Genomic DNA, 14025 nt, shown 5'->3' on the forward strand with positions numbered 1-14025 from the left:
GTGTGGCCGAATTCCTCTCAACGAAGATGAGTAAAGTCACGTTCCGCGCGGACGACGACCTCGTCGAGCGACTGGAGGCGTTAGACGCCTCCAAGAGCGAGGTCATGCGCGAGGCGCTTCGTGCGTACCTCGACACCTCGGAGCGTGACGACGGCGCGGCCGAACCAACGCCCGCGCACATCGACGACCTGGTGCGCGAACGCGTCGACGAACTCGTCGGCGAGTATCTCCGACAGGCCGAGAGCCGCCGACCACAGGACGTCAACGTCAACATCAGCCTCGACGGCGCGACTGACGACGACGCCGAGCAGCGTAAGACAACCGTCGACGATGCGGAGGCGATGAACGAGAAATCCTGCAGTCAGTGCGGCGAAGAGCTGTCCGACGGGCAGATGTACTGCTCGAACTGCGGCGAGAAAGCGTCTCGTCGGCTGTTCTGCGACTGCGGCGATGAGGTGCGGTCGGACTGGGCGTTCTGCCCGGGGTGCGGTCGACGGACCCCGGCGGCAGACGTGCTAGACCGTCGTTGACGCCACAATAGCCCCGCGCAAACACCGTTTCGCGGCCGTGTCTTACACTCGCCGTTACATTTATATCCTGTCGCTCTGTGCTTACGTTCGCGTAAGACGGTCGTCTTACGTTCCGAATCCGAGGGGGTCAAGTCGTCCTCTTCGCGCGATTTCGGCACGTGAGACGGTGTCGGGCATGCGCCCGACCGTCTTACCGGGGGAATGTAAACATGGAGCGTGTGACACTACGAATTCCGAAGCAGCAGATCGAAGAGGTCGAACAGATGGTGGAGACGGGAGAGTTCCCGAACCGCAGCGAAGCCATCCGTTCGGCCGTCCGCGAGATGCTCAACGAGCAGGCCGATGAACGCGACGCGAAACGTCCCGAGCGCACCAAGCGCAGCTGGGCAAAGGTGTAATCGATGCAAGATATCGTTCAAGACGCACTCGAAAACGCCGAAGCCGAGCAGCGCGATATGGAGGCGCAGAGCGACGACGACGAGTTCGGGGAACCCCGTATCGTCATCGTCGGCTGCGGTGGTGCCGGGAACAACACCATCAACCGCCTCTACAACATCGGCGTCGAAGGCGCTGACACCGTCGCTATCAACACCGACAAACAGCACCTGAAGATGATCGAGGCCGATACGAAGATTCTCGTCGGCAAGTCGCTGACCTCCGGCCTCGGTGCCGGCGGCGACCCCTCGATGGGTGAACGCGCGACGGAGATGGCCCAGGGAACCGTCAAGGAGGTTCTCGGCCAGGCAGACCTCGTCTTCGTCACCGCGGGGATGGGCGGTGGCACCGGGACCGGTGCGGCCCCCGTCGTCGCCAAAATCGCCAAAGAACAGGGCGCTATCGTCGTCGGCATGGTCTCGACGCCGTTCAACGTCGAGCGTGCCCGTACGGTGAAAGCCGAGGAAGGACTGGAGAAACTCCGCAACGAGGCGGACTCCATCATCGTCCTCGACAACAACCGCCTGCTCGACTACGTCCCGAACCTCCCGATCGGCAAGGCGTTCTCGGTGATGGACCAGATCATCGCCGAGACGGTGAAGGGTATCTCGGAGACGATCACTCAGCCGTCGCTCATCAACCTCGACTACGCCGACATGTCCACCATCATGAACCAGGGTGGCGTCGCCGTGATGCTGGTCGGTGAGACCCAGGACAAGAACAAGACCGAAGAGGTGGTCCGCGACGCGATGAACCACCCGCTTCTCGACGTGGACTACCGCGGGGCGTCCGGCGGCCTCGTCCACATCACCGGCGGCCCGGACCTCACGCTCAAAGAGGCCGAGGGCATCGCCGACAACATCACCGAACGCCTCGAAGCGAGCGCCAACGTCATCTGGGGCGCGCGCATCCAGGAGGAGTACAAGGGGAAAGTCCGCGTCATGGCCATCATGACCGGCGTCCAGAGCGCGCAGGTGCTCGGCCCGACGACGCAGAAGCAGGCCGACCGCTCGCGCGCCAGTCTCGACGGGAGCTCGGAGTTCGAGACGAGCCAGAACCGCCAGCGCCGGACAAACGCGAACTCGAACGGCTCGTGGCAGTCCGACGGCGGACGCGACGAGGTCGAACGCAACAACGGCCTCGACGTCATCCGCTAACTGCCGGCGACTTCGACCGTGCTCGGTTCTCAACTACTCGAATTCACGTGACGAGCGACGCCTCGTCATCTACCCACGAGTAAACTCGTGGGCTGCCGCCTCGTAGCTGTGTGAGAGGTAGATTACCAGAACGCGGGTCAAGCGAGCGGTTTCCGCGAGTTCCGTTCGGTCTCAGACCGCCTGAACCGCTTCGATGAGTTTACACTTTCTGCAGACGGTGCCACCCGTCTTCGACCCGCAGCGTTCGCACTCGTTGAGTTCGACGTCCTCGTCGCCGTCGCCGCGGTACCGCTCGGCGGCCATCTGCGCGAGTTCCTCGTAGCCGGCCATGATGGAGTGTCGCGTTCCGGGGTGGTTCTCTTCGAGTTTCAACAGCAACTGCTGAATCTCCCCCCTGTACGCTTCGCTCGCGTGTGGGCACTCGGTGATGTGCGCCGGGAGGTCTTTGAGGTGCGCGTACAGCGCGACCTCCTTCTCGGGCACGTCGCGCAGCGGTTTCGCGCGGGGGACGAAGTCGTCGGTGAGCGCGCGCTCGTCGAACCCGCCGATGCTCGCGTCGAAGTGCTTGGCTACTTGGGTCACGTCGCCTTCGAGGAAGTTCATCAGCGCCGTCTGCGCCTCGTCGTCGAGGTTGTGGCCGGTCAGCAGCTTATTCGCGCCCAGTTCCTCGGCGTACTGTTCGAGCAGGTCGCGTCGGAAGACGCCGCAGTACGCGCAGGGGGCCATATTCTCGGGGTCCTTCTCCACGACGTCGTCCATCCGGACGCCGAGTTCCTCCTCGTAGGAGACGACCTCGTGACGCAGCGAGAGGTCCTCGCAGAGTTCGACGCAGGCGTCGAGGCTCTTGTCGCGGTAACCCTCGATACCCTCGTGGATGGAGAGCGCGACGAGTTCGATGCGGGGATCCCGGCCGAACGTCTCGTCCAAGATGTGGGTGAGCACGACGCTGTCTTTGCCGCCCGAGAGGCCGATGACCCACGTGTCGGGGTCGTCGGGGCTGGCGTCGCGGGGGACGAGGCTGTCCTCGCGGACGCGCCGCCGGACGCGTTTCTCGACCGAGGCGCAGAAGTGGTTCTCGCAGAGATGCGCCCCCGAGTAGCTCGCGACCATGACGGCGTCGCGGTCGCACTTGTCGCACTCCATTTCGTGGGTGTTGCCGTCTCACGCGTATGACCGTTTCGTCTCCGCGAGAGCGGGGTACCGCGGCACCGGCCCACATCCGAACTGACTTCCCGCAACTCTGCGACGAACGCCCATGAGCGAATCGCTCCGAACCCGTCTCACGCGCCTCGGGTTCAACCTCCACCCCACGTATCGGAGCACCGGCGGCAGAGTCCGGTACATCGCCGCCGACTGGAGTCGCGTGCAGGTCGAACTCCCGCTGACGTGGCGGACGAAGAACGTCTACGGGACGATGTTCGGCGGGAGCATGTACGCCGCCGTCGACCCGGTGTACGTCATCATGTTGAACCGACGGCTCGGCGACGGGTTCACCGTCTGGGACCGCGCGGCGGAGATCGAGTTCAAGCGACCGGGCGACCGGACGCTGTACGCCGACTTCCGCCTGCCCGACGGAGAGATCGAGACGATTGGGGAGGCGCTCGACCCCGGCGAGTCGACCGACCGCGAGTACGAGCTGCGGTTGTTCGATGCCGACGGCGACGTGTACGCCGAGGTTTCGAAGACGCTGTACGTCCGCCGCGACGAGTGAAGCCGCTCCGGGTCGAAGCCCGCGATAGTCCGCCCCGTGTTATTTTGCGCTGACTCCTGTACATCTCGTATGGCGAAGGTCGCAATCACCGGTGCGGCGGGAAACGTCGGCAGAGAGGCGCTGGACGCGTTCGAGGACACCGACCACGAGGTGACCGCGATAACCCACCGCGAGCACGACGACATCGACAGCGTCGTCCTCGACGTGACCGACCGTGAGGCGTTCTCGGACGCGCTCTCGGGACAGGACGTGCTCGTCCACCTCGCGGCGAACCCCTCGCCGACCGCCGACTGGGAGGGCGTCTTCGAGACGAACATCGACGGGACGCGAAACGCCTACGAGGCGGCCGTCGACAACGACCTCGACCGTGTCGTCTTCGCCTCCTCGAACCACGCCGTCCACCAGTACAACGTCGGCGAACCCGACGAACCCGAGTCGATGACCGACCGCGTACGGACGGTCCGCCCCGACGACCCGACGCTACCGGACTCCTTCTACGGCGTCTCGAAAGTCTCCGGCGAGGCGCTGGGTCAGCTGTACGCCGCGCGCCACGACGTCGACGTCGTCAACCTCCGCATCGGCTGGTTGCTCACGGCCGACGACCTCCGCGACAAAGACGCCGACGACGAGGTCGACTCGCAGTTCCTCCGCGCGATGTGGCTCAGCCCCCGCGACTGCCGAGCGGTCGTCCGCGACGCGGTGACGTCGTCGCTCGACGGCGACGGACTCGGCGATACCGGCGGCGAGGCGGTGACCGTCCACGGCGTCTCCGCGAACGACGACCGCTACCTCTCTCTCACCGAGACCCGACACGCACTCGACTACCGGCCGCGGGACAACTCGGCGGCCGAACTCGACGAGTGACGGCGGAGAACCGAAGAGAGCGGACAACGGGCGCGGCTCTCAGTGCTTTGAGCCGTTGTCGACGCGCACCCTATGGGCACGGTGCCGGGCGTCTGCTCGGGAGCCGGGCCGAACCCGGTCGGAAACCGTTTTCCCCGCGGCGCGCGGATGCTCGGACGATGGAGCGACAGGAAGCTCTCGACCGCGTCGAAGCGCTCGTCGACACGGTCGAGTCCGAACCGATGCCGGTGCCCGTCCGCGAGATCTGGGTGTACGGCGACGTCGCGCTCGGACTCGACCCCATCGACCGCCTCGACGTCTACCTCACCAAGGACATCATGATGCGCGGCGACGCGGACGCGGAACGGGCGGGCGACCTGGAAGCCCGGTTCGGCGTGAAAGGCATCGGCAAGAGCGTCTCCGCCAACTGGGCCGAACAGTTCCCCGGGCACGTCCGCGCCAACGACAACGGCTACGCCGCCCCCGAGAAGTGTCTGGCTGCGCACCTCCTCGACGACGGCGAACCCGTCCACCTCGAAGTCTGCAACGCGAGTTTCGACGACAACGTCACCCAGCGGTTGAAAGGCGCAGTCGCCCGCGACGCCTACGAGGAGATTCTCGACCCCCGCGGCGTCTGTCTCTGGCTGGACGGCCAGCGCGGCGACGAGACCCTCGAAAAACTCCGCGGCGGCGAACTCCCGTTCCCGACGCTCTCCGGTGCCTTAGAGATGCTCGGAATGGACGACGAGGAGGCGCAGGCCGCCGCGACGCGGATGCGCGAGTACCGCGCCGAGCAGACGGGCACGACGGTCCGCGGCGACGTGGTCTGAGCGCGTGACCGTCCGAGATACCTGACAGTCCGACGTTCTATTTCCCTCGACGGTGACCGTTCGCCCGATGAGTCGAGACCGCACGTCGAGACGACGGTTCGTCCGCATCGCAGGCGCTACGAGTGTCGCCGCCGCAGTCGGCTTGGCGGGGTGTTCGACCCCGGGCGGCGGGGAAGGAGACGACGAGAGCGGAGAGACCGGCGGTGGCGGCGGAGGGGGAGAGAACGGCGAGGGTGGAGAAGGGGGTGAAGAAGACGACTCGCTCACCGGACCGAGCGCCGACCAGTAACCAGAGGCCTCCGTTTCCGCTCACACCCGACCGACGGTCACGTCGAACGGGACCACTTCCGCGCGTCGATACTCTTGCTGTCGCATCTGGTCGACCACCGACCGACCCATCTCGCGCCATTCAGCGCGGAGCGCGTCGAACTCGGCGTTCGAGAGCGCGCGCCGCAGTTCCGTCTCGTACCTGTCGAGACCCTCGCCGGTCGCCTTCAACCGGGCACTCTCCACGTCGCCCTCGTCGTACGGCGGTTCGACGACTTTCCGCTGGTGGTGTCGGCGCGTCCGGACGTCGGAGAGCCCCGCGTCGGCGAACAGCTCCGACACTCGACTCCCCAACGAGACGTCCGTCCGGACGCCGTCGAGATACGCCTCTCTGACGCTCCGTTCGAGCGTCACCTCGGGGTCGACCGTCGAGTCGACGCCGACCGACGCGTTGTCTGGTTCGACGGCCGCGACGAGCTCCGAGGAGACGCGGGCGAACTCGGCGACGACCGCGCTCGGGTCGGGGAGGTTGCTCAGCAGGGCTTGACAGACCACGAGGTCGGCGGCCTCGTCGGCGACGGGGAGTCGCGTCGCGTCGCCGGCGACGACCGAGATTCCGGTCTGCTCGCGGGCGACGCGGAGGAGCGTCGGGTCGGCGTCGACGCCGGCGACCTGCGCGTCGGGCGCTTCCTCGGCGAGCACGCGGGCGAGTTCGCCCGTCCCGCACCCGACGTCGAGAATCCGACGCCGGTTCGGCAGGTCGAGGTCGGAAAGCGCCTCCCGCGACCCGCCCCACATGCCGTCACGAGTTCGTTCGAGGTACTCGGCGGAGAACCGGCGCATGGCCGTCGATTCGGGGGCGTCGCTGATAAGCGGGGGGATTCGGCGTCGTAACAGGGAGGAACGTCAGTTCTCGCGCAGTTCCTTGACGCGCGCGATGTTCCACTCGAAGCCCCTGTCGGCCTCGTTCGGCGTCTCCAGCACCAGCGGAACCTCGGCGAGGTCCGGGTGGTTGACGAACGCCGTCATCCCCTCCTCGCCGATGTAGCCTTCGCCGATGTGGGCGTGTTCGTCCTTGTTCGTCCCGCACTCGTGTTTGGAGTCGTTCAGGTGGACGCATTTGAGATGTTCGAGACCGACCTCGTCGTCGAAGGCGGCGACCGTCTCGTCGACGCCCTCCGCCGTCGAAAGGTCGTAGCCAGCGGCGAACGCGTGGGCGGTGTCGAGACAGACGTCGATGTCGAGGTTGGCCTTCTCGATGACGGTGGCGAGGTGTTCGAAGTCGCCGCCGAGTTTGGTGCCGCTGCCGGCGTCGCTCTCGACGAGCACCGTCACGCCGTCGGGGACGTCGAGTTCGTCCAGCGCCGACGCCGCGTTTGCGAGACCCTGGTCGACGCCCGCGCCGGTGTGCGCGCCGAGGTGGACGTTGACGTACTCGACGCCGAGTTGCGCCGCGGCGTCGACTTCCTTCTGCATCGAGTCGATCGACTTCTCGCGGAGGCCGTCTTTCGGCGTGCAGAGGTTGACGAGGTACGACGAGTGGATGACCCACGGGCCGTCGAGTTTCTCGACCGTCCCCTCGCGGAACGCCGCGGCGTCCTCGTCGCTGATCTCTCCGTGTTTCCACACCTGCGGAGAGTGAGTGAATATCTGCCCGCAGTTGCCGCCGACGGTCGTCTGCCGGTCGACGGCGTTGTTGACGCCACCCGCAATCGAGACGTGTGCTCCGACTCGCATATCAGCGCGGAAGAATCCAATAGGCAAAGGAACTTCGGAGTTGCGGCGACGCCCCGACGCTCCTGTTTCCCGCTCGACGAGTCGTTGACTGTTCGGTATAAGCGGGTCGGCGAAACCCACGAGGCGGTTCGCGGAACTCGGCGACGAAGAGGAGACGTTCGGGTTCTGAGTCGGGCTACCGCGACTCGGCTCGGCGGCGGACCCACTCGTCGGACTCGTACTTCTCTCGTGCGCGCACGCGGGCCCGCTCCAGTTCCTCGTCGGTCCACTCGCCTTCTTCGGCGTTCACCCACTCCCCGAGGGCGGCTTCGAGCGCCGATACCGCCTCGTCGCGGGAGACGTCGGCTCGTTCGTCGATTCCCGTGACGCGTTCGCGGAACGCCTCGGCGTCGATACCGGGGTCGGCGAAGACGCCGAGGTGCCGGTCGGCGAGCACGCTGTACGTCAACGACCCGTGTTGGATGACCGCGTCTTTCCGGCGGTACTGGGCGTTACCGCTTATCTTTCGGCCGCCGGCGACGACGTCGTGGGCGGGGTGTAGTTCCCGGAGGTAGCACGCCGGTTGGTGGATGGCCGGCAGTTCCTCGTCGGCGAAGTCGGCGGCGACACCCATCCGCTCGAAGCCGTCGAGGACGGGCGTACAGAGCAGGTGGTAACAGTCGAGCAGTCGACTCGGCAACTCCGCGGCCGGGGCGGTGATGGAGTAGGAGATATCGCCGAACCCGTCGTGGTAGATGCCGCCGCCGCCGGTCTGACGGCGCGTGACGGTGATTCCCTCGCGCTCGCAGAACGCCCAGTCGACCGTCTCGGGCGCTTGTCGGTAGCCCAAAGAGAGCGTGCTCGGCTCCCAGCGGTAGACGCGAACGGTTCGCGGGCCGCCGTCGGCGGCCGTCTCGGCGGCAATCTCGTCGAGCGCCATGTTCATCGGACCCGACCGGGACTCCTCGCGGACGAGTCGCCACTGCCGGTCGGCCGACGGTGCGTCGTCGGTCATAGACGACGGTAGGCGGGACCGTCGGAAAGCGATTACGGCGTGCGGTGAAAGAACGGAGACTCGACCGAAACCGACGACCTACGGGCCGAACTGTTCGGCGGCGTAGGCCGCGAGGTGACCGTGTGCGCGGCGGAGGCGTTCCGAGAGCGCCTGGTGGCTGATGTCGAGTTCGGCGGCGAGTTCCGACAGTTCGGCCCCGCGGGGGACCTGGTAGTAGCCGCCGTCGAGCGCCGCCCGGAGCGCCTCGCGTTGGGAGGCGGTGAGCCCGAACGTGTCGTCGACGTCCGACTCGTTTCGCGCGGTGTCGAACTCGCGGATGCGCTGGACGGAGAAGCCGGCGGCCTCCTGCTCGGTGACGCGCAGCGTCCGCGACAGCGAGTCGCGGTGCGGGAACAGGATGCGGAACGTCCACGCGTCGTTGCGGGCAGAGGCGTTCATGATGGTCGCGCCCTCGTCGTCGAGCAGTCGGGCGACCGGTTCGAAGCCCTCGGCCCAGTCGAGTCGGTACAGTCGTCGCTCCCCCTGTTCTTTCAGCAGTGCGGCGTCGGTCAGTGTGTGGTCGGTGGCCAGCGCCTGGTCCAACGCCCCCCAGTCGTCGCAGCGCATCCAGACGAACGCGAGCAGCCGGTCGGTTCCGTGGGCAGCGACGGACTCCGCTTCGATCTCGAGACCCGGGACGCTGGCGAGCGTGCTCTGGAGGGGGAACTGCTCGGTTGGATGTTTGAGGGTTGCGACGACGCTCATACCGAGTTCGAACGCGCTGAAAGGGGATTAGTAATGGCTCGGAAATTCGGAACGGTCTCGATTACTGAGAGCTTTCGTCGCTGGAACAGTCACGCGTTCGTGCGTAATCTCATCCTATCTCGTCGTCTCCGTTCGGCGTCATCGGCGTCGGCCGAGCTCCCGAAAACGGCCGTTCCCCCCGCGAGCCCCGCAAATTCTCCTCTCGCCGGCGTGCTCGCTCGCGCGTCTTCTCGTCCCAGTCCGAAAGGAGCCCGTACTCCAGCATCGTCTCCATGCCGGCGAGCGCCGCGCGCAGTTGCACGCCGAGAAGCGGGATGTCCGCCACGGTGACGATGAGGTCCGCCTGAATCATCACCCCCTCGGTGAGCAACACGTCCAGAAGGTCGACGACGGCGTCGTCGTCCCGGCGCGTCGGCCGCACCGCTACCGACCTCCCGCTTCGGAGCCCCGGTCGGCCGACCCGGAACCGGTGTCGTTTGACTCCTCGTCGTCGAGCGACGGCGCGAACGTGTACGGCGGCCACGGGCCGGTGTACTGTACGTCGGTCGTCTCCGGGTTCGACTTCACCTCGTCGAGCACGTCGCCGATGGGAATCTCGTTCTCTTCGGGCGCGAGGACGGCGACCCGAAACGAGGGACCGGAGTCGGAGCCGTCGGCGTCCTCCAGCGACACCGCCGGTCGACCGAGTTCCTCCATCTCCTCGACCAGCGGGTCGAGGCGTTCTGCGAGCGCCGCGACGCGCTCCTCGCGTTCGGCGTACACGAGGTCGGAGAGGCGCTTGTCGTACTGCTTCTGGACGAGAAACGACGTTCCCTCCGAGGAGTCGTCGAGCGTCTCGGCGAGTTCGGCCAGTCGGTCGTCGGACGCCTCGACCGTCTCGGCCAGCGCGTCCTCCTCCCAGCCGACTTCGATGCGGTACTCCCACTTGCCCGCGAACGCGTCGAGATGTCGTCGCTGGGTCGCCGCGGTCTCGACAAGCCACTCTCTGACCGCCGCGTCGCCGCCCTCGACGACCGTGCCGAACCGAAGCGGCAGCGGCGTCCCGAACGCGTCGCCCGCCGCGTCGACGACGTGCTGGTGGCGGAGCAGCGACCGTTTGACCGTCGAGAGATCGTTGGGGTTGGGCGTCCGCTCGCAGCGGTGGACGACTGCCCCGATGCCGTCGGCCACGACGAGATACGCCTCCGCGTCGTCGACGGCGTTCGACTCGGTCCAGTCGGTCCCTGCCTCACCCTCGTCGACGGCGACGACGCAGTAGAGATAGCGCCCGTCGTCGACAGTCGTACCGGGGTCGGCGGCCGGCGCGCTCATCTCGACTCTACCCCCAGTTCGCCGTCTCGGAGGTCGACCAGCGCGTCGTTGACGAGCGCGTCGAGGTCGCCGCGAAGGCGGTCCACGTCGTCGCCGACGTCGACCTCTTCTTTCAGGCGCTCTATCTCGGCTTCCAGTTGCGCGAGGTGGCTGCCGAGGCGCTCTATCTCCTCGTCGGTGAGCGACCCCGACTCCATGCGCCGAATCGCCTCGCGCTCGAGCGCGTCGATCAGTATCTCGACGACGGCGACGACGAGCGCGAACAGTCCGTCGGAGGCGTCCTCGCCGTCGATATCAACCGTCGGCATCGTCGCCCTCCGGTTCGGCGGTCGCTTCGGTCGTTTCGGTGTCTCCGTCCGCTTCGACCGCTTCCTCGGCGTCGTCGCCTTCGTTCTCCTCGTTCGTTTCCTCGGTGTCGGCGTCGCCGTCGTCCTCCTCGCTCGTTTCCTCGGCGTCGCTTCCGTCGGCGGCGTCGATGACCGGCGCGAGCGGACCCTCCTCCGCTTCGGGGAGCTGGTCGCGTCCGGACGCCGCTTCGACGCGCTGCATGTTGGTTCCCTCGGGGAACTGCAGGCCGTACTGGGCGGCCGTCTCGAACGAGGCGATAGCCGCCCGCAGTTCGATGCCGAGCAGTTCCGTCTGGCCGACGGAGACGACGATGTCGGCGTTGATGACGATACCCTTGTCCAGAAGCATCTCGACGACGTCGGCGAGACTGTCGCTCGTCCGCGTGGGGCCGGCGCTACTCATCGCCGCTCGCCTCCTTCTCGAATCGCGGGCCGTAGATTCGGTCGAGCCCTTCCACACCGGAGTGTCGAACCTGCTTCGGTACCGTCGAGTGCCGAGTCGCGCCGGTCGCCGGCTGCGAGGACGGCACCGACGAGTAGGCCGTCGGGTTCCGCGAGCTCGAGGTCGAACTGGCCCGCTGTCGGAATCGCTTCTCGTTGTACTCGCGCATCCGATCGAGTTTCCGGTGGGCGACGATGATGCCGCGGCGGAACTCCCCGATGGCCTCCTTCAGTTCCGATTGGATCACCGCCTGCGACACCTCCATCTGCACCATCGAGGTGTCCTCGTCGGAGGCGAGAAGCGAGTCGTCGCTCTCGTCGCCGTCGAGACTCCCGAAACCGCCGCCGCTCTCGTCGCCGTCGCCGCCTTCGTCGCCGGTCTGTACCAGCCCGTCGTCGGTGAACGCGTCGACGGCCTCCTCCAGCTCGCCGTACTCCTTGCGCGTGCGCTGGAGGTCCGTCTCGGTCAGGAGTGCGCTCAGGTTGACGAGTTGGACGAGCTTCGAGAGGTTCAGCGCCGCCCGCGGATTGCCGTCGGCGAGCGCCGCCGGCAGTTCCTCGAACGAGACGGCCTCCGGCAGTTCCTCGACGTCGACGTTTTCGAGGAGCGTGTCGACGTCCACCGCCGAGAGGAGTTCGGCCGCTTCGACGGCGACGTCCACGAGCAGGTCGAGGTCCGTCGCTATCTGTTCGCCCGTGGTCGCCTCGCCACCGTCGCCGGTGAGGCTGCCGAGAATCTCGACGGCCGTGTCGTGGAGGTCGTCGACGTCGGCGAGCGCGTCCATCGGTCCGTCCTCGGGCGCCGAGTCGGCCTCGTCGCTCATGCTACCTCCCGGAGTTCGAGTCGCGCGTGAAGGACGTGGTTTCGGACCACCGTCTCGACGAGTCGCATCGGACGGTCGAACGACACCCGACCGACGGGCTGGTCGTCGACGGTGACCACGAGCGTCCGCCCGTCGTCGCGCAACTCTGCGTCGATACGCGCCGCCGAGATTCCGGGAACGTCGGCGACGATCTGGTAGCTGTCGCCGTCGACGCGACTGTCGAGGTGGACGTTCGAGGGGTCGAACGAGTCGTCGGAGGGGGTGTGGTACGTTCGTTCCGGTCCGTCCTCGGGTCGGTCGGAGATGCCGGTCCGAATCGAGTAGCCGAAGTCGACGTCCGCGGAGCCCACGTTCCCCTCTCCGGTGCCGATTCGCCGGTCCTCGTCGCTGCGGTCCATCGCCGCGAGCGTCTCCAGGAGCGACTGGACGCGCGCGACGATGCCCCGGGAGGGCCACTCGTCGGGGTCGTCGCCGTGTCTGTCTACTGGGTCGTCGGTCACGTCTGTGCCACCTGTACGTTGCCGCTGAGCAGTTTCTGTTGCATCTCTTCGGCCAGTTCGAGGTCGTCTCGGAGCTGTTCGCTCCGCACTTCGTACGTCTCTCTGTCCAGTTCGCCGAGTTCGTACAGCAGTCGCGTCTCCTTCAGTTCGTCCTGAATCGCGCCCACGTCGTACACCTCGTTGACCGCCATCGTGTGCAGCGTGTCCGCGATGGTCAGAAACGGCTTCATCAACAGTCTGTCGAGGATGAACATCACTGGGCCTCGATTTCGATATCGACGAAGTTGTACGGAGCCCACGGCCCCGTGTACTGTACCTTCAGTTCGCCCTCGTACGCCTCCGTCAGGTCACCCATCACCTCGTTGAACGCTTCACGGTCCTCGTGAGCGACGAGGTAAGAGTCGTTGACGACGAGGCGGTCGCTGAACAGGTCGTTCTCGGCGCGCTCGTCGCTGACTTCGCCGAGGCGTTCGGTCACGTCCTTGCGGACGGCCTCGCGGTCCACGTCGACGCCCTCCTCGGTGACGAGTTTGACGCCGAGTTCGACTTTCCCGTCGACGTTCATCAGCGCCCGGCGGAAGGCGCGCTGGCCGCCTCGGAGGACGCCTTTCAGCGCGCGGCCGTTCTTGAACGTCATCCCGAAGCGCATCGGGACGACGGTCCGGTCTTCGATGAGCGTCTGAAGGACGTCATCGTGGAGGCGGGCGTTCTCGTCGGTCTGCTCGGGTTCCATCGTCTCGATGTCGGAGACGATAGCCGAGTACCGTCGGTAGTCGACGGTGTACACCGGCGTCGCGTTGTCGACGCCGGTGAGGTCCACCTCGAACGACCCGTCGTTGGTCACCCCGTACGCGTAGAGATACTGAGTCATGGGAATCGACTGCCGTTGCCGTCAGTATCGGCGCCAACGCAGTGGACCCTTGTGCCGGCATATGCAGGGTGTTTATAAGTCGGCGGCCATCAAAAGGGACAAGAGTCGAACAGGTGCGTCCGGATAGGGTATGTACTCCCTGCATTTGCAGGCCAAGTGGCTAACCGTCTCGTCGCTGTTTCTACGGTACGATGCAAAATACTCCAGACAGCACGAGTCTCGCGGAAGTGCTCGACCGCATTCTCGACAAAGGAATCGTCATCGACATCTGGGCGCGGGTGTCGGTCGTCGGTATCGAGATCCTCACCGTCGAGGCTCGTATCGTCGCCGCTTCGGTGGACACGTTCCTGCACTACGCACACGAGATATCGAAGATAGAGCAAGCGACGGCGGGTGACACCGACTACGACATCAACGAGATCGAAGTCGAGACGCCCACGAGGCCGAACGGGCCGAACGCGAGCTAAGTCGGCGCACTCGCGC

The 14025-nt window shown here is 66.3% G+C and carries 21 protein-coding genes; 8 read left to right on the forward strand and 13 right to left on the reverse strand.

Annotation, left to right across the window (positions count from 1 at the left end; genetic code table 11):
- The first annotated feature begins 26 nt into the window (after nucleotides 1–26).
- From LAQ73_RS04665 to ftsZ, 3 genes are all read left to right on the forward strand, one after another.
- Nucleotides 27–530 carry a zinc-ribbon domain-containing protein gene (locus LAQ73_RS04665; protein ID WP_224270083.1) on the forward strand — a complete coding sequence of 168 codons (504 nt, stop codon included), beginning with the start codon at nucleotides 27–29 and terminating at the stop codon, nucleotides 528–530.
- Between the two features lie 209 nt (nucleotides 531–739).
- The gene (locus LAQ73_RS04670) at nucleotides 740–928 is read left to right on the forward strand and encodes a ribbon-helix-helix domain-containing protein (protein ID WP_058580768.1); all 189 of its coding nucleotides are present in this window, start codon (nucleotides 740–742) and stop codon (nucleotides 926–928) included.
- A 3-nt stretch (nucleotides 929–931) separates the two neighbouring features.
- Entirely contained in the window at nucleotides 932–2122 is a 1191-nt protein-coding gene (gene ftsZ / locus LAQ73_RS04675) for a cell division protein FtsZ (protein WP_224270084.1), read from the forward strand.
- Between the two features lie 171 nt (nucleotides 2123–2293).
- Here the strand turns inward: ftsZ and ncsA are convergent, their stop codons facing one another.
- The gene (ncsA, locus tag LAQ73_RS04680; protein ID WP_224270085.1) at nucleotides 2294–3265 is read right to left on the reverse strand and encodes a tRNA 2-thiolation protein NcsA; all 972 of its coding nucleotides are present in this window, start codon (nucleotides 3263–3265) and stop codon (nucleotides 2294–2296) included.
- Between the two features lie 112 nt (nucleotides 3266–3377).
- Between ncsA and LAQ73_RS04685 the strand changes: the two genes are divergently transcribed.
- The 4 genes from LAQ73_RS04685 to LAQ73_RS04700 all read left to right on the forward strand — a co-directional run bounded on the left by LAQ73_RS04685 (nucleotide 3378) and on the right by LAQ73_RS04700 (nucleotide 5795).
- The gene (locus LAQ73_RS04685; protein ID WP_224270086.1) at nucleotides 3378–3833 is read left to right on the forward strand and encodes a PaaI family thioesterase; all 456 of its coding nucleotides are present in this window, start codon (nucleotides 3378–3380) and stop codon (nucleotides 3831–3833) included.
- Between the two features lie 69 nt (nucleotides 3834–3902).
- Nucleotides 3903–4697, forward strand: a complete 795-nt coding sequence (locus tag LAQ73_RS04690; protein ID WP_224270087.1) for an NAD-dependent epimerase/dehydratase family protein — start codon at nucleotides 3903–3905, stop codon at nucleotides 4695–4697.
- 158 nt (nucleotides 4698–4855) lie between these two features.
- A complete protein-coding gene (locus LAQ73_RS04695; RefSeq protein WP_224270088.1) occupies nucleotides 4856–5506 on the forward strand; it encodes a DUF7095 family protein in 651 nt (216 codons plus the stop codon).
- Nucleotides 5507–5573: 67 nt separating this feature from the next.
- Nucleotides 5574–5795, forward strand: a complete 222-nt coding sequence (locus LAQ73_RS04700; protein WP_224270089.1) for a hypothetical protein — start codon at nucleotides 5574–5576, stop codon at nucleotides 5793–5795.
- Between the two features lie 20 nt (nucleotides 5796–5815).
- Here the strand turns inward: LAQ73_RS04700 and LAQ73_RS04705 are convergent, their stop codons facing one another.
- The 12 genes from LAQ73_RS04705 to LAQ73_RS04760 form a co-directional block, all read right to left on the reverse strand.
- A complete protein-coding gene (locus LAQ73_RS04705) occupies nucleotides 5816–6616 on the reverse strand; it encodes a class I SAM-dependent methyltransferase (protein ID WP_224270090.1) in 801 nt (266 codons plus the stop codon).
- Nucleotides 6617–6679: 63 nt separating this feature from the next.
- Nucleotides 6680–7510 (reverse strand): deoxyribonuclease IV, encoded by an 831-nt coding sequence (locus tag LAQ73_RS04710; RefSeq protein ID WP_224270091.1) that lies wholly within the window; start codon nucleotides 7508–7510, stop codon nucleotides 6680–6682.
- Between the two features lie 175 nt (nucleotides 7511–7685).
- A complete protein-coding gene (locus tag LAQ73_RS04715) occupies nucleotides 7686–8504 on the reverse strand; it encodes a lipoate--protein ligase family protein (protein WP_224270092.1) in 819 nt (272 codons plus the stop codon).
- Between the two features lie 78 nt (nucleotides 8505–8582).
- The gene (locus LAQ73_RS04720; RefSeq protein WP_224270093.1) at nucleotides 8583–9248 is read right to left on the reverse strand and encodes a helix-turn-helix domain-containing protein; all 666 of its coding nucleotides are present in this window, start codon (nucleotides 9246–9248) and stop codon (nucleotides 8583–8585) included.
- Between the two features lie 109 nt (nucleotides 9249–9357).
- Nucleotides 9358–9669 (reverse strand): gas vesicle protein GvpM, encoded by a 312-nt coding sequence (gvpM, locus tag LAQ73_RS04725; protein ID WP_224270094.1) that lies wholly within the window; start codon nucleotides 9667–9669, stop codon nucleotides 9358–9360.
- A gap of 2 nt (nucleotides 9670–9671) precedes the next feature.
- Nucleotides 9672–10559 carry a gas vesicle protein GvpL gene (gene gvpL, locus LAQ73_RS04730; RefSeq protein ID WP_224270095.1) on the reverse strand — a complete coding sequence of 296 codons (888 nt, stop codon included), beginning with the start codon at nucleotides 10557–10559 and terminating at the stop codon, nucleotides 9672–9674.
- Nucleotides 10556–10867: a gas vesicle protein K gene (locus LAQ73_RS04735; RefSeq protein WP_224270096.1), complete on the reverse strand. Its 312-nt coding sequence runs from the start codon at nucleotides 10865–10867 to the stop codon at nucleotides 10556–10558. Before LAQ73_RS04735 ends, gvpL begins: the two co-directional genes overlap by 4 nt.
- Complete coding sequence (gene gvpJ / locus LAQ73_RS17730) at nucleotides 10854–11309, reverse strand: gas vesicle protein GvpJ (RefSeq protein ID WP_345778393.1); 456 nt, start codon at nucleotides 11307–11309, stop codon at nucleotides 10854–10856. The genes LAQ73_RS04735 and gvpJ overlap by 14 nt, the downstream gene beginning before the upstream one ends.
- On the reverse strand, nucleotides 11302–12171 hold the full coding sequence (locus LAQ73_RS04745; protein ID WP_224270097.1) for a hypothetical protein: 870 nt from the start codon (nucleotides 12169–12171) through the stop codon (nucleotides 11302–11304). The genes gvpJ and LAQ73_RS04745 overlap by 8 nt, the downstream gene beginning before the upstream one ends.
- Entirely contained in the window at nucleotides 12168–12671 is a 504-nt protein-coding gene (gvpH, locus tag LAQ73_RS04750) for a gas vesicle protein GvpH (RefSeq protein ID WP_224270098.1), read from the reverse strand. The genes LAQ73_RS04745 and gvpH overlap by 4 nt, the downstream gene beginning before the upstream one ends.
- Nucleotides 12668–12925 carry a gas vesicle protein GvpG gene (gene gvpG, locus LAQ73_RS04755; RefSeq protein WP_224270099.1) on the reverse strand — a complete coding sequence of 86 codons (258 nt, stop codon included), beginning with the start codon at nucleotides 12923–12925 and terminating at the stop codon, nucleotides 12668–12670. The genes gvpH and gvpG overlap by 4 nt, the downstream gene beginning before the upstream one ends.
- Entirely contained in the window at nucleotides 12925–13542 is a 618-nt protein-coding gene (locus LAQ73_RS04760) for a GvpL/GvpF family gas vesicle protein (RefSeq protein WP_224270100.1), read from the reverse strand. The genes gvpG and LAQ73_RS04760 overlap by 1 nt, the downstream gene beginning before the upstream one ends.
- A gap of 191 nt (nucleotides 13543–13733) precedes the next feature.
- Between LAQ73_RS04760 and gvpA the strand changes: the two genes are divergently transcribed.
- Nucleotides 13734–14009, forward strand: coding sequence for a gas vesicle protein GvpA (gene gvpA, locus LAQ73_RS04765; RefSeq protein ID WP_224270101.1), 276 nt, complete (start codon nucleotides 13734–13736; stop codon nucleotides 14007–14009).
- Nucleotides 14010–14025: the final 16 nt, after the last annotated feature.

This window comes from Haloprofundus salinisoli, assembly GCF_020097815.1.
Taxonomy (GTDB): domain Archaea; phylum Halobacteriota; class Halobacteria; order Halobacteriales; family Haloferacaceae; genus Haloprofundus; species Haloprofundus salinisoli.

What these genes read in the sequence shown, in the direction of transcription:
- gvpG (WP_224270099.1), bottom strand. Translation starts at nt 12,925, where the DNA reads ATGTTCATCCTCGACAGACTGTTGATGAAGCCGTTTCTGACCATCGCG.
- LAQ73_RS04700 (WP_224270089.1), top strand. Translation starts at nt 5,574, where the DNA reads ATGAGTCGAGACCGCACGTCGAGACGACGGTTCGTCCGCATCGCAGGC.
- LAQ73_RS04760 (WP_224270100.1), bottom strand. Translation starts at nt 13,542, where the DNA reads ATGACTCAGTATCTCTACGCGTACGGGGTGACCAACGACGGGTCGTTC.
- LAQ73_RS04695 (WP_224270088.1), top strand. Translation starts at nt 4,856, where the DNA reads ATGGAGCGACAGGAAGCTCTCGACCGCGTCGAAGCGCTCGTCGACACG.
- LAQ73_RS04710 (WP_224270091.1), bottom strand. Translation starts at nt 7,510, where the DNA reads ATGCGAGTCGGAGCACACGTCTCGATTGCGGGTGGCGTCAACAACGCC.
- LAQ73_RS04715 (WP_224270092.1), bottom strand. Translation starts at nt 8,504, where the DNA reads ATGACCGACGACGCACCGTCGGCCGACCGGCAGTGGCGACTCGTCCGC.
- LAQ73_RS04685 (WP_224270086.1), top strand. Translation starts at nt 3,378, where the DNA reads ATGAGCGAATCGCTCCGAACCCGTCTCACGCGCCTCGGGTTCAACCTC.
- LAQ73_RS04665 (WP_224270083.1), top strand. Translation starts at nt 27, where the DNA reads ATGAGTAAAGTCACGTTCCGCGCGGACGACGACCTCGTCGAGCGACTG.
- LAQ73_RS04705 (WP_224270090.1), bottom strand. Translation starts at nt 6,616, where the DNA reads ATGCGCCGGTTCTCCGCCGAGTACCTCGAACGAACTCGTGACGGCATG.
- LAQ73_RS04745 (WP_224270097.1), bottom strand. Translation starts at nt 12,171, where the DNA reads ATGAGCGACGAGGCCGACTCGGCGCCCGAGGACGGACCGATGGACGCG.
- gvpL (WP_224270095.1), bottom strand. Translation starts at nt 10,559, where the DNA reads ATGAGCGCGCCGGCCGCCGACCCCGGTACGACTGTCGACGACGGGCGC.
- gvpA (WP_224270101.1), top strand. Translation starts at nt 13,734, where the DNA reads ATGCAAAATACTCCAGACAGCACGAGTCTCGCGGAAGTGCTCGACCGC.
- ftsZ (WP_224270084.1), top strand. Translation starts at nt 932, where the DNA reads ATGCAAGATATCGTTCAAGACGCACTCGAAAACGCCGAAGCCGAGCAG.
- LAQ73_RS04690 (WP_224270087.1), top strand. Translation starts at nt 3,903, where the DNA reads ATGGCGAAGGTCGCAATCACCGGTGCGGCGGGAAACGTCGGCAGAGAG.
- LAQ73_RS04720 (WP_224270093.1), bottom strand. Translation starts at nt 9,248, where the DNA reads ATGAGCGTCGTCGCAACCCTCAAACATCCAACCGAGCAGTTCCCCCTC.
- LAQ73_RS04735 (WP_224270096.1), bottom strand. Translation starts at nt 10,867, where the DNA reads ATGCCGACGGTTGATATCGACGGCGAGGACGCCTCCGACGGACTGTTC.
- gvpJ (WP_345778393.1), bottom strand. Translation starts at nt 11,309, where the DNA reads ATGAGTAGCGCCGGCCCCACGCGGACGAGCGACAGTCTCGCCGACGTC.
- ncsA (WP_224270085.1), bottom strand. Translation starts at nt 3,265, where the DNA reads ATGGAGTGCGACAAGTGCGACCGCGACGCCGTCATGGTCGCGAGCTAC.
- LAQ73_RS04670 (WP_058580768.1), top strand. Translation starts at nt 740, where the DNA reads ATGGAGCGTGTGACACTACGAATTCCGAAGCAGCAGATCGAAGAGGTC.